At 40.5% G+C, this 21,211-nt stretch carries 15 protein-coding genes; 7 read left to right on the plus strand and 8 right to left on the minus strand.

Going from position 1 to position 21,211, the window contains the following annotated elements; genetic code table 11:
• Positions 1–210 precede the first annotated feature (210 nt).
• Together rplY and NOS7107_RS11775 are read right to left on the minus strand one after the other, a co-directional pair.
• Positions 211–513 carry a 50S ribosomal protein L25 gene (gene rplY / locus NOS7107_RS11770; protein ID WP_015113199.1) on the minus strand — a complete coding sequence of 101 codons (303 nt, stop codon included), beginning with the start codon at positions 511–513 and terminating at the stop codon, positions 211–213.
• Between the two features lie 66 nt (positions 514–579).
• Positions 580–1,923, minus strand: a complete 1,344-nt coding sequence (locus tag NOS7107_RS11775; protein ID WP_015113200.1) for an adenylosuccinate synthase — start codon at positions 1,921–1,923, stop codon at positions 580–582.
• Positions 1,924–3,624: 1,701 nt separating this feature from the next.
• Here NOS7107_RS11775 and NOS7107_RS11780 point away from each other — a divergent pair.
• Positions 3,625–5,790, plus strand: a complete 2,166-nt coding sequence (locus NOS7107_RS11780; protein ID WP_044499928.1) for a di-heme oxidoredictase family protein — start codon at positions 3,625–3,627, stop codon at positions 5,788–5,790.
• A gap of 124 nt (positions 5,791–5,914) precedes the next feature.
• Positions 5,915–8,785, plus strand: a complete 2,871-nt coding sequence (locus NOS7107_RS11785) for a calcium-binding protein (RefSeq protein ID WP_172641461.1) — start codon at positions 5,915–5,917, stop codon at positions 8,783–8,785.
• A 139-nt stretch (positions 8,786–8,924) separates the two neighbouring features.
• On the opposite strand, the gene rppB is transcribed toward NOS7107_RS11785, so the two are convergent.
• Both rppB and rppA read right to left on the minus strand, forming a co-directional pair.
• Positions 8,925–10,253, minus strand: a complete 1,329-nt coding sequence (rppB, locus tag NOS7107_RS11790; protein WP_015113203.1) for a two-component system sensor histidine kinase RppB — start codon at positions 10,251–10,253, stop codon at positions 8,925–8,927.
• A 5-nt stretch (positions 10,254–10,258) separates the two neighbouring features.
• Positions 10,259–10,993, minus strand: a complete 735-nt coding sequence (rppA, locus tag NOS7107_RS11795; protein ID WP_015113204.1) for a two-component system response regulator RppA — start codon at positions 10,991–10,993, stop codon at positions 10,259–10,261.
• Between the two features lie 136 nt (positions 10,994–11,129).
• Between rppA and NOS7107_RS11800 the strand changes: the two genes are divergently transcribed.
• Positions 11,130–12,155: a TIGR00341 family protein gene (locus NOS7107_RS11800; RefSeq protein ID WP_015113205.1), complete on the plus strand. Its 1,026-nt coding sequence runs from the start codon at positions 11,130–11,132 to the stop codon at positions 12,153–12,155.
• A 224-nt stretch (positions 12,156–12,379) separates the two neighbouring features.
• Here the strand turns inward: NOS7107_RS11800 and NOS7107_RS11805 are convergent, their stop codons facing one another.
• Together NOS7107_RS11805 and NOS7107_RS11810 are read right to left on the minus strand one after the other, a co-directional pair.
• Complete coding sequence (locus tag NOS7107_RS11805) at positions 12,380–13,279, minus strand: ABC transporter ATP-binding protein (protein ID WP_015113206.1); 900 nt, start codon at positions 13,277–13,279, stop codon at positions 12,380–12,382.
• 145 nt (positions 13,280–13,424) lie between these two features.
• Complete coding sequence (locus tag NOS7107_RS11810) at positions 13,425–14,198, minus strand: ABC transporter permease (protein ID WP_015113207.1); 774 nt, start codon at positions 14,196–14,198, stop codon at positions 13,425–13,427.
• 172 nt (positions 14,199–14,370) lie between these two features.
• On the opposite strand from NOS7107_RS11810, the gene NOS7107_RS11815 reads away from it, so the two are divergent.
• The 3 genes from NOS7107_RS11815 (at position 14,371) to NOS7107_RS11825 (ending at position 17,908) form a co-directional block, all read left to right on the plus strand.
• Entirely contained in the window at positions 14,371–16,311 is a 1,941-nt protein-coding gene (locus tag NOS7107_RS11815) for an FAD-dependent oxidoreductase (RefSeq protein WP_015113208.1), read from the plus strand.
• Positions 16,312–16,453: 142 nt separating this feature from the next.
• Positions 16,454–16,882, plus strand: coding sequence for a hypothetical protein (locus NOS7107_RS11820; protein WP_015113209.1), 429 nt, complete (start codon positions 16,454–16,456; stop codon positions 16,880–16,882).
• Positions 16,883–16,948: 66 nt separating this feature from the next.
• Positions 16,949–17,908: a glycosyltransferase family 2 protein gene (locus NOS7107_RS11825; protein WP_253274555.1), complete on the plus strand. Its 960-nt coding sequence runs from the start codon at positions 16,949–16,951 to the stop codon at positions 17,906–17,908.
• A gap of 88 nt (positions 17,909–17,996) precedes the next feature.
• Here NOS7107_RS11825 and NOS7107_RS11830 read toward each other — a convergent pair whose 3' ends face one another.
• Complete coding sequence (locus tag NOS7107_RS11830; protein ID WP_015113211.1) at positions 17,997–18,641, minus strand: transaldolase family protein; 645 nt, start codon at positions 18,639–18,641, stop codon at positions 17,997–17,999.
• Between the two features lie 265 nt (positions 18,642–18,906).
• On the opposite strand from NOS7107_RS11830, the gene rnhA reads away from it, so the two are divergent.
• A complete protein-coding gene (gene rnhA / locus NOS7107_RS11835; protein WP_015113212.1) occupies positions 18,907–19,815 on the plus strand; it encodes a ribonuclease HI in 909 nt (302 codons plus the stop codon).
• Between the two features lie 52 nt (positions 19,816–19,867).
• Here rnhA and cruG read toward each other — a convergent pair whose 3' ends face one another.
• A complete protein-coding gene (gene cruG, locus NOS7107_RS11840) occupies positions 19,868–21,055 on the minus strand; it encodes a 2'-O-glycosyltransferase CruG (protein ID WP_015113213.1) in 1,188 nt (395 codons plus the stop codon).
• Between the last annotated feature and the right edge of the window lie 156 nt (positions 21,056–21,211).

The following is a 21,211-nucleotide window of genomic DNA, read 5'->3' on the forward strand; positions in this document are numbered from 1 at the left end:
AAATACTAGTATGCTGCCGATGAAATCAAGCAACAATTACAAATCTCGTTCAAACAGATATGTGTATATGGCTTTCTTAATTTCACACTTCATACTTCATACTTCATACTTTCTTATGCTGGCTTAACAAAAAACCAGGGTGTTACCCCTGGCATCATCAGCAATTATCACAAATTTAGAGTGTTGTTAAAGACAGGGCATACACCTGTTCTAACCTTTATTATTACCAGCATAAAAACTCAAATGGTAAGGTGTACCCTTGGCTGGATGAACTTGAACTTCCTTTAAAACTGTTTTACCTGTCCACTCCAGATCAGGAATGCTAAGTTCAATTTCGGTCTTGTTGACAGCAGCTTTTTTCAGCAGACGCTCAACAACTTTGGCATCAATTGCCAAAGAAATAGACTCTGTACCGTTATGTCCGTACACATTGGCGGGGATTAAGCCAGAACGACGCAAAGCATTTGGTTTAATGCCTTCTGGACGCTTTTGAGATTCAACTGTCACAGCCATGTTATTTATCCTTATGTCAATGGTCAATGGTTGATGGTCAATGGTCAATGGACTATTGACTAAATACTATGCACTCAGCAAGGAGGCGGGTGTGCCGTTTGCGTGCAGTAATGCACGTTTGGGGCCGTGAATGGGGTCTTCTACAATTATGGTTTGATCGCGGCTTGCGCCTAAAGAGACGATCGCGATCGGCACTTCCATTAATTCAGCTAAGTATTGGAGATAGTCGAGGGCTTGCTGTGGCAAGTCCTCTAGGGTACGGCAGTCGCTTGTAGACTTCTGCCATCCTGGTAAGGTTTTGTAGATGGGGCGACAACGGGCAAACTGACGGGAACTAGTGGGGAAGTGTTCGCAACGTTCACCATCTATGTCATAGGCGACACAAACTTGAATTTCCTCTAATTCGTCGAGAACATCAAGTTTGGTAATTGCCATACAGTCCATACCGTTGATGCGGACGGCATAGCGACCAATTACCGCATCAAACCAACCGCAGCGCCGTTTACGTCCAGTGGTTGTCCCAAATTCCGCACCGCGATCGCACAGATGCTCTCCCAAGTCTCCACTCAACTCTGTGGGGAAAGGCCCTTCTCCCACGCGGGTTGTGTAGGCTTTAGATACCCCAATTACCCGGTCTATCATTGTCGGCCCTAGCCCTGTACCAACGCAAGCCCCACCAGCTACGGGGTTTGAGGAGGTAACATAGGGATAAGTCCCATGATCTAAGTCTAGGAGTGTGCCTTGCGCTCCTTCAAATAAAATGTTGCGTCGCCGTAAAATGGCATCGTATATTTTCAACGATGTATCAATCACATAAGGACGCAAGCGATCGGCATAGACCAAGTATTCGTCAATTACTTGCTTAGGGTCTAAGGGCGGTAGGTTGTAAAGCTTTTCTAAAAGGACATTTTTATAATTGATTGTCCACTCTAATTGGTCGCGCAGACCTTCTGAGTCCATCAAATCTAAAACTCTGATGCCTGTACGCTCTGATTTATCAGCATAAGTTGGGCCAATTCCTCGACCTGTAGTGCCGATTTTATGGGTTCCCCGCCGTTCTTCTGATGCTTTGTCAATTAACCGATGGTAAGGCATCGTGACGTGGGCTGTCTCAGATATCAACAGTTTGGCAGTGGAAATATTAAGTTTTTCTAGTTGGTCGAGTTCTGCAATCAAAACCTGTGGATCAATGACTGTCCCACAGCCAATGATGCACTCAGTATCTGGATACAAAATACCAGAGGGAATCAGGTGGAGTTTAAAAGTTTGTTTCTGGACTACGATCGTATGCCCAGCATTGACACCCCCTTGGTAACGTACCACTACATCTGCGGAGCGGCTGAGTAAGTCAGTGATTTTGCCTTTCCCTTCGTCGCCCCACTGAGCACCTATGACAATGACGTTAGCCAAGCGTTTATATTATGAGGTAAAGTTTCCACAAATCGCTATTCTATACATATACTGCGAATTATGTCAATAAATATGGGATAAAAAACATTCAGTCCTTTGGCTTATTTATATTTGAAACTGAGCAAGAAAGTAGTCAAAAGAGGCAAGGAAACAGGGAGCTTGTACTTCGCCCCAGATGAACGCCCTACAAGGGCGGGGCTTTATACTCATATTCCGCTACACTTCACGCAGAGTATTCAGCTTGCCCCCCCTGCTAATAGTTACTTCATAAATGGTATCGGGTTTTAGATACCTGCACACGCCAGTGGCTCCCCCATACCCTTACACTCTTGCTCAAACCCTTGATTTTTCGTTTTCATCCGTAAGTCTGATAAATGTCTAATTTTTTACAGATTACTGATAAGTAACTTCGTTCAAGAAAATGAAAATTAAATGAAATTCTTCTATGTCTCAGGATATATATAAAATCGCAGTTCATTATTGATGCCTTTTTTATAAAAATGAAAATTAAATGAAATTCTTCTATATCTAAATATATACATATCAAATACTGGGGTATTTATTAATGGATTTTAATTTGTTTTATCGTAATAATGAAAATTAGATGAAATTCATTTACTCCTAAAGATAGATATATCAAATTACAGACTATTTTCAACATCAGTTTGCTAAAAAATGAAAATGAGATTAAAATTATATCCGTCTAAAGTCTAAGTAAAATATTTTTATATTTCCCAAATACTTGACTTTATTATTACTACATACTCAGTAATAATAAAGTTAGAAAAACATGTAATACCTCTGGATCAATCAATATTCAAACCTGAGACATTGTTGCCTTGTATTGCCAGAGTATACCCAGCATTGTCATAAGATATATTTTGAATCAGTGGCAAAAATCTGAATATTGTTAGCAGATACTCTAGTATAAAAAATATATTATTTTTAATAAAAATTCTTTTAAATCAAGGCTTTGAAGTATTTTAAATATTTTTGTGTAAATCTAAATAGAGGCGAATAATTGTTACTATTTACCCTATTCTAAACTTCAGTTATTGAGAATGAAGTCGAATACTAGTAGCTGGTGTTTCAAAAAAAAAGGTGATTGCTTTTCACCAGCCCTCACCTTTGACTTAGTTAATGCGAGCCTTAATTATGCCACAAATATCAAACAATAATCCAGTCCCCTAAAATTCTTTCAAATACAATCTCCAGTCGATAAACTTGATATTCACTTAAGATGATAAATTGTTTGCTGTCAACAACAATAGCTAGGCGAAGGGTGCAACCTGTGAGTTAAGGCTCGCTTAATAAGCGCACGTTTGTGTAAAAACTTAACCTAATTACTGTATCTAAATTTGTGAATATTTGCTTAGTAGAGTCTCAGTAAATTTTCCAAGTGCTAATAAAACAATTCTTAAATTATTAGTAAAGAGATGGAGAATTTACTGGCTATATATTGTATATTTTATTTATGTTGAAGTAGTGTATGTTTCTGATAGCGCAGCAGTACAAATCATCACTTAGTTGATGATTGACAGCCTTGTAAAAAGCAACTTTCCTATACAAACCTCGAAACTTATGAGAGAGCGAAACATCTTGAGGTTTACGCGTAAGCGTAAGCTTCCAACTTTGTTATTGATAGTATGTTGTTCATTTGCCCTTGCCATATTTTCGGCGGCTCTCTTCCCAGAGATCGGCTTGGCAAGTATTTTCTCTTCTGCTCCTATTGGTTCCAATGTGCCTGATGATGCTACATTACTGGCTCAACGGCAAACAGAGGTCACAGCCAATGTATTTGATGTAGCAGAGCCAGGCCCCGGAATCGTATTTACTCCAGCAGAGCGTGTCCCCCGGAAAAAGTTTGGTGTTGTAGGAACTTTCCCTCTAGGTCTGAGAGACTTGGATGCTTTGGTATATCCTTCTGCAACCAAAACACAACGTGAGGCCTTGGTAGAAGGGATAGCCTTCTTTACAACACCCCACCTCGCAGTAGAAGGTGCTGGGCCAATTGCCAATCAGCAGATGTGTTTGGGTTGTCACTTGAGTTCAGCAGAAGCAACCCCCAACAGCCGAGTAGTACGTGACGTTTCCAACGTATCCCGTGCTGCACGTTCGACACCAACTAACTTCAAGTTCACAGCCCTCGACCCTGCTACAGGTGGTGGACGGCCTGCCGATAACCTTGATGCCATCAATAACACTGGACTAACAGCTGCCTTTACAACCTTCGGTGACTATAATCCTGAACAGAACATATTCGACCCTCTTGATGGGGTTGCCAGAGGTGGAGCCTCACCTCGTCTTGGTGGTTTTGTACAACACACTCGTTTTTCCATCCCACAGTGTCTACCTGAACGCATTCCGACGATTGCTGAAGACCCAAATCTACCTAATATTGATCCAGTAACAAAACTCAGTTCTCTTGGTTTCCGAAGAGGTGTGGTAGAGTTTGCCGGGCCTCCATATATTGGTCGTGGTTTGATGGAGGCGATTCCGACAAATGACATCCGACGCTTTGAAGATGAAGGTTCTGATACGCAAAGCATCCCCTCATCGCTCAACAATGCAGGCATCTTCGCTTGTACAGGCGATTGTATTACTGGTAAAACCAACACTATCCCTACCCCTGCGGCTACTAATATTACTGCTGGTTCAGCCTTTGCAGGTGGTGTAGGACGTTTTGGTTTGCGGGCTAATGGCGTAGAAATCCTTCAGTTTGTGGCAGGTGGTCTTCAAGGGGAAGTTGGTTTTACAAGCATTCTCAACCGGAATGAACCAACTGACTCTCCCACCAATGTTGGTCGTCCAGGCTGTAATGATCCATACCCCAATACACTAGAATCACACCTCAGTGTGCCATTGAGCGAACGAAACTTCCTGCGGATGACGGCTCCTCCAGAATTTGGTGACACCCTACTGGCAGTGTTGAATAATCCTACACGCTCTCGTCCTGCACAAAGCCCGGAAGGTCAAGTTAAGCGTGGAGCAGAGCTTTTTGGGATTGACTTAGTAGCCTTCTCTAACCGGATGATTCCAGGCCGCTTTCCTGGCGGTGGTGATGGTCGCGATCCTAATGCCATTAATCGTTCCAATTCTATGGTGAGTTGTGCCAGCTGCCATATCCCAGTTCAAAGAACAGGGCAATCACCAGCAACCACAACCAGAGATGGTGCGATCGTTGCTCAACATCTTAGCTATAAGTGGGCGCCAATTTTCTCCGACCTACTTCTGCACAACGTACCGCAAATCGATGCAGAACGTTGGGCTTCCTTACCTCGTGATCCACTGGTTGTTAACAGAAAATATCAACCAACTCTTTCCAAAGAGCAAGACGCTACTAATGCTGTAGGTCGCTCCTTCGCTACCTTTGATATTCCTCGCAACTTAGCTGGCGATGTATTTGCGAACGGTCAAGCGGCTGCTTTTGGTGATGAGTTCCGCACACCACCTCTGATGGGCTTGGGTAGAATGGGGCCTCCATTCTTACATGATGCTCGTGTGTACTTGAGCAGACTCACATTTAACACCAACCCTGCTGGTACTGTATTTACCAATAATCAAGTTACCAATGCGCCACTAGTGGTTCGTACTTTAGATGATGCTATTCGTGCAGCTATTGAGTTACATGACTTACCAGCGCCTGATGACAGTCGCACACCTGCGGGTGGCGGATGTCCAGTACCCCCAGGTGGTGCCGTAGGCAATATTTCTTATGGCTCTTCACCCAGTGACGTGATTTGTCCTCCTTACAATAGCGAAGTTTCTAGAACCCACCGCAGTGATGCGAAGGAAGTCATTCGTCGCTATCGTTCTTTAAGTCCATCTGACCAACAATCCATAATTGAATTCCTGAAAGAGTTATAAAATTTACACTCACCTAAATATTCCTAACTCTAACGGAATTTAATCATTGTTCATTTTGATAGTCAGAGGAGAGATGAGCAATGCTCACCTCTCCTTTTTTGTATTACATGGAATTGTAAAAATTATGGCAAATATCAATGGTACGAACGGCAATGATAACCTCATTGGCACAATGGGCAATGATATTATTAGTGGCTTGGCAGGGAATGATACCTTATTGGGCAATGGTGGCAACGACATTCTAGATGGCGGTGCGGGAGATGATAGCCTCAACGCGGCTACAGCAGTTGCCAGTTCCACAGGGAACAGTATCCTCAGAGGTGGAACAGGAGATGATTTTTTAAATATTACCCGTTCTTCGGGAAATAACCTTTTAGAAGGTGGCGATGATAACGACACTCTATTAGCTATCTTTTCTACTGGAAATAACCTATTGAGTGGAGGTGAAGGTGATGACCTGATTGATATCAGTTCTTCTACCGGAAACAATCTGGTGGAAGGTGGTAATGGGAATGATGAAATTTATGCCGAGCGCGTCGCCGGAAATAATAGCCTATATGGTGGTGCAGGTAATGACTCCTTCTACATCAGCAACCCTGTCTCACAAGAACCAAGTTCCACAACAGTCACTCAAATAGTCGATGGGGAAGATGGCGAAGATTATCTCTCCGTTGATTATAGCGATGCTGATGCTCCAATCTCCTCAACGTTCAATAGTGCAAGAAACATTGGCACAATTACAGCCGGAACAAATGAGATTAGCTACAGCAACATCGAAGGTTTAAACATTATTGGTACACAGTTCAATGATTTCATCACGATTAGCAATGCGCGTTTAGATGACAGCATTGATGCAAGTGATGGAGACAACAACATTGCAGGTGAAGATGGCAATGACACAATACTAGCTTCCTTTACGACGGGAGATAATACCCTGAGTGGAGGTGAAGGTGATGACCTAATTGATATCAGTTCTTCTACCGGAAACAATCTGGTGGAAGGTGGTAATGGGAATGATGAAATTTATGCCGAGCGCGTCGCCGGAAATAATAGCCTATATGGTGGTGCAGGTAATGACTCCTTCTACATCAGCAACCCTGTCTCACAAGAACCAAGTTCCACAACAGTCACTCAAATAGTCGATGGGGAAGATGGCGAAGATTATCTCTCCGTTGATTATAGCGATGCTGATGCTCCAATCTCCTCAACGTTCAATAGTGCAAGAAACATTGGCACAATTACAGCCGGAACAAATGAGATTAGCTACAGCAACATCGAAGGTTTAAACATTATTGGTACACAGTTCAATGATTTCATCACGATTAGCAATGCGCGTTTAGATGACAGCATTGATGCAAGTGATGGAGACAACAACATTGCAGGTGAAGATGGCAATGACACAATACTAGCTTCCTTTACGACGGGAGATAATACCCTGAGTGGAGGTGAAGGTGATGACCTGATTGATATCAGTTCTTCTACCGGAGACAATCTAGTGGAAGGTGGTAATGGGAATGATGAGATTTATGCAGAGCGAGTCGCCGGAAATAATAGCCTATATGGTGGTGCAGGTAATGACTCCTTCTACATCAGTAACCCTGTAGCCGAATTGAGTAGCACCGCAGTGCAAACAGTCGATGGGGAAGATGGCGAAGACTATCTCTCAGTTGACTATAGCGATGCTGATGCCCCAATTTCCTCAACATATAATGCTTCCACTAACAGTGGCAGAATTACCGCAGGTACAAATCGGGTTAGCTACAGCAACATCGAACGCCTGAATATTATTGGTACAGACTACAGTGATAACATTGTCGGCAGCAATGGCGATGATACACTTTCTGGTGGTAGTAGTGGAGATGATCGGATTAATGGCGGTGCAGGTGACGATACCTTAAATGTTGACTATTCCACAGGCAGTAACCTGCTTAATGGTGGCATAGGAAATGATGTGCTTTCCGCTATTGGTGCTTCTGGTGATAACAATCTTGATGGTGGAGTAGGTGACGATAGAATAATTGCGGATGATTCCACAGGCAATAACTTGCTGAATGGTTACAACGGTAATGATGAGCTTTATGCTGTTGGTTCATCTGGTGTTAACACCCTCATTGGTGGTGCAGGTGACGATACCTTAAATGTTGACTATTCCACAGGCGATAACCTGCTAAATGGTGGTACTGGTGATGATTCTCTTTATGCTGTTGGTTCATCTGGGAATAACACCCTCAATGGTGGTGCTGGGAGAAACGCATTAATTGTGGATGATTCCACAGGTAATAACCTGCTGAATGGTGATAATGCTGATGATTTTCTCTCGGCTGATGCTTCATCGGGGAATAACACTTTTAACGGTAGATCCGGTAACGACATATTAATTGTGGATGGTTCCAGTGGCACTAATGTTTTAAATGGTGACAATGGTAATGATTATCTGTCTGCTGATAGTTCATTCGGGAATAACACCCTTAATGGTGGTAATGGTAGCGACATATTAATCGTAGATAGTTCTAGTGGAAATAACTTACTCAATGGTGGCAGTGGGAATGATTATCTTTCGGCTGCTGGTGCTTTAGGTAATAACACCCTCGACGGTGGTACTGGCAATGATATTCTCACTGGGGGTAATGGCAATGATATTTTAGTCGGTGGCCAAGGTAGAGATATTATTTCAGGAGGTGGCGATGCAAATACCTTTGTCTTTAATAGTTTCAATGAAGGTACTGACACTATTACTGACTTCAGCATCACTAATGACATCATTCAGATATCAGCGGCTGGTTTTGGTGGTGGTTTATTAGCAGGTTCGTTTTCGATTAGTCAGTTTACTTTAGGAACATCTGCAACTACCAGTGATCAGCGATTTATCTATAACAATACGACTGGTGCGCTGTATTTTGACCAAGATGGTAGCGCTGGTGGATTTAGACAGGTGCAACTGGCTCAATTATCTGGTGCGCCTTCATTGAATGTTAGTAATTTTGTGATTGTTTGACAAAATAAATGATTAGTTAGTTATTTGGCAGATTTGAAATAGTTCAGCAACCCTAGGTTACGCTATAGCGTAACCTTTTTTTATATTGTGTTCGGTAAAAGACGGCTTTTTGAAACCTCAGAGAGCGCAGGGAGGAAGATTATAAAGGCAACCGGATTGTAAATGTACTACCCAAACCAGATTGACTTTGAACGTGAATAGTGCCTTTATGCGCTTGGACGATCGCTAAAGCAATGGCTAAACCCAAACCAGAACCACCAGAACTACGAGAGCGATCGCGATCTATTCGATAGAATCGATCAAAAATTCGTTGTTGATGTTCGAGCGCTATCCCAACTCCGGTATCTTGAACTTTAATAATGGCATAAAGCTCACTATCTTCTAAAAAAATGATAACTTTTCCCCCACTAGATGTTGCTTGAATTGCATTGATCATTAAGTTAGAAATTAACCGATAAAGTTGTTCTTCATTTCCTTGAACATAAACTTTTTTTGTAACTAACATCTGACCAGAAATATTTACTTGATGCTCTACTGCTAAAAATGCTAACTCCTCAATTAAATCGCTAATTAAGTCATTCAAACAACAAAGCTGATATTCTCTGGTTATTTGTTTTTGATCTATCCTTGTCAATAGTAATAAATCACCCACTAATTGTGATAAGCGATGATTTTGGCGTTTGAGAACATCTAACGTGCCATTATTTGATTTTGGTTCTGGCTGTAACTTAATAGCAGCCTCAATAGTAGAGTGCATTGCAGCTAGAGGTGTACGGAATTCATGAGCTGCATCAGCAGTAAATTGTTGCATCTGTTGATAGGAAAGATATACAGGCTGCATTGCCCTTTCTGCTAACCACCAACTAGATAAAGCAACAAAAATCAGGGAAATTGGCAATCCTAAAATCAAAGTTAATCTCAAATAAGCAAGATGTTGCTCCAAATCAGTGATACTGCGTGCTACTTGGAGATAACCGGAAATTTGGTTTTGAGTATATAAGGGTAAAGTGATTTGGCGGTAGCGAGTCCCAAAAGCATCGGTAATAATTTGCCACTTTTGTGACGATAAGGTAATTGGTAAATTATCAAATTGTATATCTGTACTTGCAAAAACTTTTTGTGAACTATCTAATAAGCGTATATAGTAATTAACCTGATTACCTGCTTCTTCTATTGGTTGTTGAATAATAGTTGTTTTCGGCAAGCAGTTTGTCGGATTTATACATAATTCTAAGGAAAGTTCTTTAGCTAGTTCTTGTAAATGTCCAGGTTGTTGCCAAGCAGGTTCAATGCTTTTATGGAGTGCCTTGGCTACTGATTTTAATCCCTGGTCTATAGTTTCATAATAAGTATGGGCAACCACAGTATAAACGCCTAAGCCAGATAACCCTAAAATACTACTCATAACTAGGGTATACCAAGCTGCTAATCTCAATCTAGTTTCGGAGAAAATAGGATTACGTCTCATATTAATTAACTGCCTATTTCTGTTACCGGAATATTGAGACGATAACCGACACCATAAATAGTTTCTATCAAAGCTTCGCTATCTTCTTCTCCTAATTTACGTCTCAATAAACGGATTTGCGCTGCTACTACATTGCTGACTGGCGCTGCACCAATTTCCCAAAGTTGATTAATAATCTGGTCACGGTTGATAATTTGGTTCGGATGACGCATAAAATATTCTAACAATTGAAATTCTTTGATAGTTAAAGTTAATATTTGCTTTTCACCATTAGGATACAGGCGAGTTAGTTCATGAGTGTTGTAATTAAGTGTCAGATAACCTATTTGTAAACGTCGGGTTTGAACTTGGGGTATAATCGATATTCCTGTGTAAGCAGCCCGCCTTTGTAAGGCTCGCAATCTTGCCAGCAATTCTGCCATATCAAAAGGTTTAACTATATAATCATCTGCACCGCTATCTAGACCAATAATTTTTTCTTCCATTCGGTCTTTAGCAGTTAGCATCAACACAGGTAGAGTTAATTGGCGCGATCGCAACCACTTACACAACTCTATACCAGAAACTCCAGGCAGCATCCAATCAAAAATCCCTAATGTGTACTCTGTCGAGCCATCTTTTAGCGATTGCCATGCTTGAGTCCCATCCAAAAACCAATCCACTACATACGCCTCATGACTGAGAACTTGTTTAATTGCTGCACCTAAATCTGTTTCATCCTCAACTAATATCAGTCTCATAGTCAACAAATGCTAAAAACCTACTTTAAATCATTCTAAATTTTTGTATTGTAAATTTTTATCTTGAGAGAGATATGTTTATGAGAAATCTTGTTTAAAATTTTTTATCAAAATTATTTAATTTTAGGAAATTACTTTGATTAATAATTTTCGTAACCGCTTCAAAAATTTCAAGAAAAAAAGAGTGGAACCTTTACAACTACAACAGCTTGTAGGGGAGTTTTTTGAAGAATCTACGCCTAATAATACATATTTAATTTTAATTATTGGTTCTTGTGCTATCGCTACATTTGGTCTACTCTCCAATAGTACGGCGGTAATTATTGGGGCGATGATAATTGCCCCTTTAATGTTGCCAATTCGAGCTTTAGCTTTTGGTGCATTGGTAGGCAATGTCAACTTATTTCGTCAAGGTACAATCGCAGTTTTATTCGGCACCTTATTAGCTCTTTTAATTTCTTATAGTATAGGTTGGCTAGTTAATTTACCTAGTTTTGGTAGTGAAGTTTTATCTCGTTCTAAACCTACCTTGCTGGATTTGGGCATTGCTGTTTCCGCAGGCGGTATTAGTGGTTACGCGAAGGTAAATTCAAAAATCTCTGCTAGTGTCGCAGGTACAGCAATAGCGGTTGCCTTAATGCCACCAATTTGTGTTATTGGTTTAGGTCTAGCAAAATCTGATTGGTCTCTGAGTTTAGGAGCAACTTTGCTCTATCTGACGAACCTGTTAGGCATTAGTCTTGCCTGTATGTTGACATTTTTATTTGCTGGCTATTCGCCTTTTCGTCGCGCACGTAAGGTACTATTATGGGCATTAGCTTTGACAGGGGTTTTATTAATACCTTTAACAGTGAGCTTTACCCAATTATTTAGACAAGCACAACTAGAAAACTCTTTAAAAAGAGCTTTGTTAAATCGCACTGTAACTTTTCAGCGTTTGGAACTACTAAAAACTAATACTAATTGGCTGACTAATCCACCACAAGTTCGCTTAAGTGTCCGCGCCCAGAAACCTGTAACATCAACACAAGTAGGTCTTTTAGAAGCATTTATTAAAAAGGAAATGGGTCAAGCCTTCACCTTAGTTTTTGAAGTTAGTCAAGTTGAAGAAGTAAGACGAGAAACATCTAATATTCCTCAGCAAATACAAAGAAACAAGTAGAAAAAAATTTTAATCATGCTATTTATAGACTACAAAAAATAGCTAGAGAAGGAATTACATAATAGGAGTTTTTCTTGTTATCAGAAATGCTGATCATTAAGCATGTGTCATGAATGCAATTGAAAACTACTAGATGAATACCCAAATTTGCAAGAGTTTACAACCGAAGAATTGCGCGGATAATTATTGGCTATCGAAGCCGACACATACGCATGATGTAATCATCAACAATAAGGATTTTGTGTAACTTCCAAATAAATATGTTCTAAACGCACAGGTTGACGAGCGATCGCCTCAAAATTTATACCTTCAAAATGGGCAAGAATTTCTTTTAATTCTAGTGGTTCTGGTAGCCAAAAAGCTAACTCATTACCATAATATTTAGGCGTAAAATTATATTCTTGAGCGCGGGCGATCGCTTCTTCTTTCTGGGCAGTTTTGACTACTAAAATTTCGGCGGCTGGAATTAATTTACGTAACTGAGCTAAACTTCCTTCAGCTAAAATTTGCCCATTTTTGAGAATACCAACTTTATTACACAGACGTTCGGCTTCATCTAATAAATGCGTCGTCAATAAAATGGTAATTCCTTGATTGCTCAATTGCCGAATTAACTCCCAAACTTCGTAGCGAGATTCAATATCTAACCCGGTAGTTGGTTCATCTAAAATAACTAACTTTGGTTGATGTACTAAAGCCACTGCAATATTTAACCGCCGCTGCATTCCACCGCTGAGAGTTTCTACAGAACTTTTTGCCCTATCTAATAAATTTACCGCCGCCAGAGTAGTTTCTATTTGTTGCTGACGAATTTTTCTATCTAATCCATAAATATCAGCAAAAAATTTTAAATTTTCTTCGCAAGTTAGAGTTTTATATAGTAAATTTTCTTGGGGTGCAATGCCAATAATTTTTTTGGTTGCATCTGAAATTGGCTGGTGGTTAATTGTCACATTACCACTATCAGCTTTGAGTAAGTTGCAGATAATATTAATTGTGGTTGTCTTACCAGCACCATTTGCACCGAGTAAGCCATAAATTTCTCCTGGTTCTATATGTAAGCTTAAATCTTGTAATACTTGTCTTTTAGCGTAAGATTTATTGAGATTTTTAATTATGAGCATAGTTTTAATATTCTTTTATAGTCGTAGTCACTTAGGTTAGGACAATGTTGATAGCTTAAAGGCCTGATGATACTGGGTTTCTACTTATATATTATTAGCAATACTCAAAACCTCGCCTTGTTTAATCATTTGAGTATTTATACATTCATAATCTTCTCTCTACTAGCAACATACGACGATAAGATAACCAACCACCAATAACCATTACCAGCGTAAATACTACTAAAAACCAAAAATGTGGCGCAATATCACCAATTTGTTTACCCTTGGTTGATACTCCCACAAACGCTTCATTCATGTGATAAATTGGGTCATACTTAGCAATATTAATTAAACTTTTAGGAAATAATGAACTAGGTAAAAATGCCCCACCTAAAATTAATAAAGGTACACCAAATGCAGCAACTAAAGCATTCACATCTTCAATTCGCCTGGCCAATTGTGTACCTAAAATAAAACCTAAACCGACATAAGCCGCAATACTCATCAAAATAATGATTAATCCTAAAAAAATAGAACCTTGAAATGTAGCGCCCCAAAAAGCAGCAACGGTATAAACTAGTAAAGTTTGCCCTAAGCCAATGCAACTATGAGCTAAAAAAATTCCTAAAAAATAGGATATACCACTCAAAGGCGAAAGAAACAGGCGTTTGAGGGTTTGCTGTTCTCGTTCGGCAACGACAGTGGCGACGCTACCACCCAAACAGCTAAAAAATAAAGCCGCACCCACTAATGTAGAAGGTGCAGTATATTCAAAAGCCTTATTGATTGGGAGTTTTGCACGTTCTGCCAAAATAAACGCACCGAGAATTAATACAGAAATTGGAAAAATACTCCAAAAAATCAGGCTGCGTCGGCGACGGAATAATTCAATAAGGATGCGCTGAGTGACAGCTATGGTTTCGCGCCAATATTTCATCTGAGGAAGTCTCCAGTATTGTGTACTCTTGACAATTTCTGCCATTCTGGCAAAATAATTCAGTCCGGGACTTAGCACGGTGATCACAGAAATATTCTTAACAATACAATCTGCGAACTCACAGTCATCATTTCATGACTGTGTTGTGTGTGAAAAGTTAATTTTGTAACCAATGCGCCAAATACCTAATTTGCTGGAATCATCTACTATCTCCCGTCGTACACTACTGAAGTTGTTCGGTGTCGGTACAGTTGCAGGAGTGACAGGATACTCGCGGTTTACTAAGCCAAAACCAACGGTATTTCAAAAAGATACTCTCGACTTACCACAAATATTAAATCAACCTAAAACTGTCGTTGTGATTGGGGGTGGTTTAGCTGGTTTAGCTTGTGCTTACGAATTGAGTCAGCGGGGATTTATTGTCACACTATTAGAAAAATCCCCTCAATTAGGGGGCAAAATCGCTAGTTGGCAAATAGAAGCGGCTGGCGAAACTTTTATAATGGAACACGGGTTTCATGGCTTTTTTCCTCAGTACTATAATCTGAATAGTTTAGTAGCAGAATTAGGGATAACTAATAATTTTCAATCGTTAAACTTTTATTCTGTTGTTTATCAAGATTCTAAATATAAACCAGAGATATTTCGCCCCAGTAGTTCGGCTTTTCCTTGGAATATTATAGATTTAGCGATCGCATCTCCAAACCGTCTGCGTTGGGGCATAAATTTAACTAAAATCAAACATCTCCAGGTTTTTCAAGCTATCACAGGCTTTCAAAGAGAAAAAAATTATCAGCGATTTGATAATATCTCAGTTGCTGATTGGGTAGAAACCGAATTTCCTCAAGGTTTATACGATTTATATTTTCTACCTTTTGCGAAATCTAGCTTGAATGCACCCGATGTTATGAGTGTGGGAGAATTGATGCAGTTCTTCCACTTTTACTTTTTTGGTAACCCCGAAGGACTAGCTTTTAATGGTACAAAAGACGATATGGGGACAAGTTTAGTCCAACCAATCGCTCGGTCAATTAGGCAACAAGGTGGTAAAATTATCACCGATGCAACTGTAACTGAAGTTGTAGCTGTAGAAGGGAAAATTGATGGGTTAAAATATAGCGTTGGTGATAATCAAACTACTGCACCGTTTATAGTCAAACAAAATACTGCGATCGCAGATGATAAGATAGAGTATTTTGGCGCGGCTGATGAAGTATTTGCATTACCATTAGGCTCTCAAGAAGCAATTTCTCTTACCTGCACTCATCAAGGTTGTACTGTCCAAAAAGCTAAAGATGGTAAATTTCAATGTCCTTGTCATGGAGCAGTATTTTCTGCGGATGGAAAAGTTATCAAAGGGCCCGCGAAACGAGATTTAGCTAAGTTCCAAGTAGTGGAACGTCACGGTGATGAGGTACAACTAGTAGCAGCAAATCAAGAATTAGCATTGCCAGAAAAACTGCAAGCCGATTATTATGTTTTTGCTACCGATGTTCCGGGAGTGCAGAAATTATTTCAGCGCGTCAGTGGTGATATTGATACTACAGTAAAAAGTCAAGTCGAAAATTTGAGTATTGCTGATCCATTCGCTGTGTGTCGATTTTGGTTTGACCGCGATTTTGAGTGGCAACAAAGTAATTTTACTTCTTTATCTGGCTACAGATTAACAGATAGTATCACTCTGTATCATCGCATTCAACAACAGTTTATTGAGTGGTCACAAAATACTGGGGGTAGTGTTGTTGAGCTACATGCGTACTGTTACAAAGAAAAAGACTTTCCCACGCAAGAAGCTTTGATGAATACTTTTGAGCAAGAACTTTATGGCATTGTTCCAGAGTTAAAACAAGCAAAAATATTACACCGAGAATTAGTTAATCAACATAATTTTTCGGGATATCCACCTAATAGTTATGCTGAACGTCCAGAAACAAAGACCAATATTTCTAACTTAATATTTGCTGGTGATTGGGTGAAAATGCCTTTTCCCTGCGGTTTAATGGAACGCGCTGTGAGTAGTGGTTTATTAGCAGCTAACGAGATTTTACATCAACAAGGTTTGCAAAGGCGATCGCTATTTTCTGTCAATCCTGAAGGGTTATTGCAAATATAAATTTTTCCCAGAAGATGTAGCTACGATTTTTTCTCGTAGAAGCTACATCCTTGTTCTCTGTTCCCTAGCTTAACAAGCAATTTCACAACTCATTGAGGATTGCTATATTGGATGAAGTAAATTTTTTAGTGGAACAAAATAAATGAACAAAATAGCATTGGTACTTGCAGCAGTTCTTACTATGTCACCATTGACTTTAGGACTAGGAAAAGATGTGCAAGCTGCTGTGAAGGAGCAAGTAAAATCAACGCCAGTTAATCAACCCGAACAATCTGTCCAAAAAACTTTTACAAGCCTTATAAATGCCATTGAAGAAAAAAATTATAATAAGTTTATCTCTCAAGGGAATGCAGCGTTTAAAGAAGGCATTACACAACAAAGCTTTACACAAGTTAGTGAACAATTAGCACCTCGCTTGAAAAAAGGCTATTCAGCAGTGTTTGTCACAAAACTGAATCAGCAAGGCTATCAAGTTTACTTATGGAAATTAACTTTTAAAGATGGCAGTGATGATATCTTAGCTAGACTTAGCCTCAAAGCTGGAAAAGTCGGGGGATTTTGGTTGAATTGAGGAACTTCCAGCACAGAAAATCCAACTAAATATTAGTGCTTTACCGTTTTATGCTGGAGATGGATAATTTCTGTTGTGGGTGAGAATGTGTTTTTCAGCGTTGTGATACCAACTTATAATCGCCTGCCGATTTTAGAAAAGTGCCTTAGAGCCTTGGAAATGCAGGAATTGATTGCATCAACGATAATTAAGGATTATGAAATTGTCTTAGTAGATGATGGTTCTACAGATGGAACTTTAGAATGGTTGGCAGCCCACAAGCAAGAATTTCCCCATGTGCGATGCTTTGAGCAAGACCATGCTGGCCCCGCTGCGGCGCGGAATTTGGGGGTACAACAGGCACTAGGGGATACAATTATATTTATCGATAGCGATTTAGTCGTACTGAAAAACTTTCTGCAAGCTCATGCTGACGCATTATTGCAGGGAAAAGAGAAAATAGGTAGCGATCGCTTTTTTACTTATGGTGCAGTAATTAATACCTCTAACTTCGAGAATCCTACGGCTGAACCTTATAAAATTACAGATTTTTCAGCGGCTTTTTTTGCTACAGGGAATGTCGCCATTCCTAAATATTGGTTAGAAAAAGCCGGATTATTTGATATTGGTTTTCAACTGTATGGTTGGGAAGATTTAGAATTAGGTGTGAGGCTAAAAAATCTCGGTTTAAAACTGATAAAATGTCCAGAAGCAGTTGGCTATCACTGGCATCCAGCATTTAATTTAGAGCAAATTCCTAATTTAATTGAAAAAGAAATTCAACGCGGACGGATGGGAGTTTTGTTTTATCAAAAACATCCTACTTGGGAGGTGCGAATGATGATTCAAATGACATGGTTGCATCGCTTACTCTGGGGTATTCTCTCATTAAACGGACTGCTGAATGAACGCACAATGGCTCCCTTTTTACGCTGGCTGATTAAATTAGGTAAACCCCAATTAGCTTTAGAAGTAGCTAGAATTTTTCTTAATTGGTACAACGTCAAAGGTGTGTATGAAGCTTATGCACAAGAAATTGGGGAGTAAATTTTGATTGGGTTTAGAGGTGTGTGGGCGCGAGAAACATCACACCTTTATACCCTATAAAAAACGATGACTTATACTCAGCACTCCTTTATGTTGACTGTAAAATTCCGCGGCCATTTTCGGCAAATTCATCAATAGTTTGGGCTGACAGTTCATGATTAGTCATAGACTGCAACATTGCTAAGGGTAAAGTGAGATGATGAGCGCCAGCTTGTAGGGATGCAACAGCTTCTTGAGGAGATTTGATACTGGCTGCCATAATTTCGGTGTTGCTTCCTGCTACAACACCCGCCATTTCGCGGACTAATGCTATTCCATCACCTAATAGTCTAGTAGCTCGATTGACATAAGCGATCGCATATTTTGCCCCTGCTTCTTGAGAGACTGCTGCTTGCGTTGCACTGTAAATAGCTGTGACTGCACAGGGAATTTCTGGTGCTAGTGCAGCTACTACCTGAAAACCAACTAAGGATGCAGGGATTTTTAAGACTGTTTGCTGTCCAATTAACTCAAAGGCGGTTCTGCCTTCTGCTACCATTTCGTCAAATTCAGATGCCATCAACTGATAAAACACTGGCCCTGGAGTTAATTGTGCCAGTTGTTTTAATATAGTCTCAACTGGTAACGGGCTTTTGCCTAACAATGTTGGGTTAGTAGTGATGCCTTTTACCCAACCTAATTTTTTAGCAGCTTCCGCTTCCGCTGCGATCGCTGAGTCCAAAAATAAGCTCACTGAATTTATTTTCCTTAATGTGCTATCGCTGGCATCATACCAATTTTGGCTTTAAGATTTCAGTCTTTATATTATGTTCGACTGATCAGTGATGCTTCAAGGCATCTGTGCAGAAAATGCAAAATCATCTCCCCTGCAACGCTATGTTTTTTGAAAATTACACAAACACTTGATTTTTCTAGCATTAGAGTATATATTTCTACCCATCTTTTGCCGCTAAACTTTTCTATCCTCTACGTAACCATGCGGTTTCTATCTCTATATCATGTCTAGCCAAAGCATAATTCAAAGTATATATACTGATGGCGCTTGTACTGGGAATCCTGGCCCTGGAGGTTGGGGTGTTGTAGTTTATTTTAACGATGGCTCAGTTCACGAAATAGGTGATGCTGCATCCCATACAACTAATAATAAAATGGAGATGCAAGCGGCGATCGCTGCCTTAAAATATTTCCATGCCTCTCAACAATCTCAACCCATCACCCTCTATACCGATAGCGAATATCTCATCAACTGTGTTACTAAATGGGTAAAGAACTGGAAAAGAAAAGGCTGGAAAAAAGCCGATGGTAATCCCGTACAAAATCAAGACCTTTTGGAAGTTTTAGATGAATTAAATACTCGCCAAATTAGTTGGCAACACGTTCGGGGTCATGCTGGTAACGTCGGTAACGAACGCTGTGATGCGATCGCCCGTAGTTTTGCTGCTGGTAAAATCCCATCACTCAAAGAATTATCTTCTACCAATGCTCACAAAACTTTACCTACTTCTCATGAGCTAAATGTAGCGAAAGTTTCTCAAGATAAGGCACACTCGACAATAATTACCAAAGAAAAATCGGCAACCATTACATCTGCATCAGACATAACCGTTATGGAACCATCCACCGCACAGACTGCGGCCGCAATTGACACAACAACACCTGGAATCAGGGTCGAACAACTCCGTCACTTGGTTGAAACTCTACGTATCGCTGATGAAATTGCTGACAAAGGCTATCTAATTACTAGTTCTGAATTAGCAGACTTAATGGATGTCCACGCCAGCGCCGTCACTAGCCGGGGGGATCAATGGCGCTGGCGGAACTGGATTGTGTCACGAGTCCGCCGCGAAGGTAATCAAATTCTCTGGGAACTTGAGCGAGGCGATCGCGTGGGAGGTGAGGAGGAATAGGGGTGCAGGGGACAGGGGTGCAAGGGTGTATTAAAGATTCAGCACTCCCAACTCATTTACCATACTTCCTACCTCGCCATTCTTGCGGGGTGCGGAATGCAGATAAGAAAATGCGTAACACGGCGATAGGATCAACCAAAGGAGACAGCCAGAATAACCAGCCGCCCTGAGCAATTTTGCGATCATAGGAAGGTGCGATCGCCAGTAGCATCCCAAAGCGAATCAGTAACAGAAATCCATTCAACCCCAGCAATAACATCTGTGGTAATGACAAAGGCGTAGGCAGAAAAATCAAGTAAGCAAGTATAATCAACAGGGGCAGACCTTGGACTGCTAAAAGTAACCATAAATCTCCCCAAATTTGCCCCCAAGTCGATGCGTCTTTTAAATCTAGGCTGCGCCCCCATTCTTTCCAAGTCTCCAGCGCCCCCTCATACATCCGCACCTTCAGCACCTTGGCCCCATCTAAAAAACCTACCTTATATCCTTGAGCCGCAATATACCGTGCTAAAGTCACATCATCACAAAAAGAACTACTAGCGCTGGTATAACCGCCCACAGCCGCTAAAACAGCACGACGACATAAAAAGCATTGCCCATTAGCCATCACCCTTTCTGCTTGCTCAGTTCTAATTCCCGCTGGGTCAAAGCGATATAACAGAGTCATCAATAAAGCTGGTTGCAATAAACACTCTCCCGGATATTGAAGAATAAACTGGGGTGAGAGTGACACCAAATCATAACCTTGTGCAGTTGCAGTCTTTACTAAACTAGCCACCAAGCCCGGATGTGGTTGAGTATCAGCATCCATCCCCAAAAACCATTCGCTGTTCTCACAACTATGTAAAAAGCCGTTATGTAGCGCCCAGGGACGACCCACCCAATTAGCCGGTAAAGGGTCGTCTGTCATTACCCGAAACCGGGGATCATTCTGCTGTACAGCCTTAACTAAATCAGGAGTTCCATCTTGGGAATTACTATCTACAACAATAATTTCTCGAACTTCATAGCTTTGCTGACTCAAGCCAGATAATAAAGGAGTGATGCGTCCAGCTTCGTTTAATGTAGGTACAACAACGCTAACATTACCAAAAAGCTCTGGAGTTGGCTGTTGGGGTTGAATTGGCGGTAGTCTTCCTGGCCCTTTTAGCAGACGCGACAGCAAAATTGCTGTTGCTGGTAGTTGAATAAGTAGCAATATAAGCGGTATAACGCTTTCTACTGTCAAAGCGTTGTCCATAAATGTGTATTAGCTTTACTAAGGCTCATCTGTAACTTGACACAGGGTGAAGTATAAATTTTATCAACTCACAAAGCGAGAGAATTGTAAAATTTAGTTAAAATAATACACTTTTTTTCTAGCTCTTAACCTTCCGTTTACCTATACATCTCTCCT

It is taken from the genome of Nostoc sp. PCC 7107, assembly GCF_000316625.1.
In the GTDB taxonomy this organism is placed as follows: Bacteria; Cyanobacteriota; Cyanobacteriia; order Cyanobacteriales; family Nostocaceae; genus Nostoc_B.

Bases quoted from the DNA above. Each gene is read 5' to 3' on its own strand.
- NOS7107_RS11785 (WP_172641461.1), top strand. From the start codon at position 5,915: ATGGCAAATATCAATGGTACGAACGGCAATGATAACCTCATTGGCACA.
- NOS7107_RS11805 (WP_015113206.1), bottom strand. From the start codon at position 13,279: ATGCTCATAATTAAAAATCTCAATAAATCTTACGCTAAAAGACAAGTA.
- cruG (WP_015113213.1), bottom strand. From the start codon at position 21,055: ATGGACAACGCTTTGACAGTAGAAAGCGTTATACCGCTTATATTGCTA.
- NOS7107_RS11820 (WP_015113209.1), top strand. From the start codon at position 16,454: ATGAACAAAATAGCATTGGTACTTGCAGCAGTTCTTACTATGTCACCA.
- NOS7107_RS11810 (WP_015113207.1), bottom strand. From the start codon at position 14,198: ATGAAATATTGGCGCGAAACCATAGCTGTCACTCAGCGCATCCTTATT.
- rplY (WP_015113199.1), bottom strand. From the start codon at position 513: ATGGCTGTGACAGTTGAATCTCAAAAGCGTCCAGAAGGCATTAAACCA.
- NOS7107_RS11815 (WP_015113208.1), top strand. From the start codon at position 14,371: ATGCGCCAAATACCTAATTTGCTGGAATCATCTACTATCTCCCGTCGT.
- rnhA (WP_015113212.1), top strand. From the start codon at position 18,907: ATGTCTAGCCAAAGCATAATTCAAAGTATATATACTGATGGCGCTTGT.
- rppA (WP_015113204.1), bottom strand. From the start codon at position 10,993: ATGAGACTGATATTAGTTGAGGATGAAACAGATTTAGGTGCAGCAATT.
- rppB (WP_015113203.1), bottom strand. From the start codon at position 10,253: ATGAGACGTAATCCTATTTTCTCCGAAACTAGATTGAGATTAGCAGCT.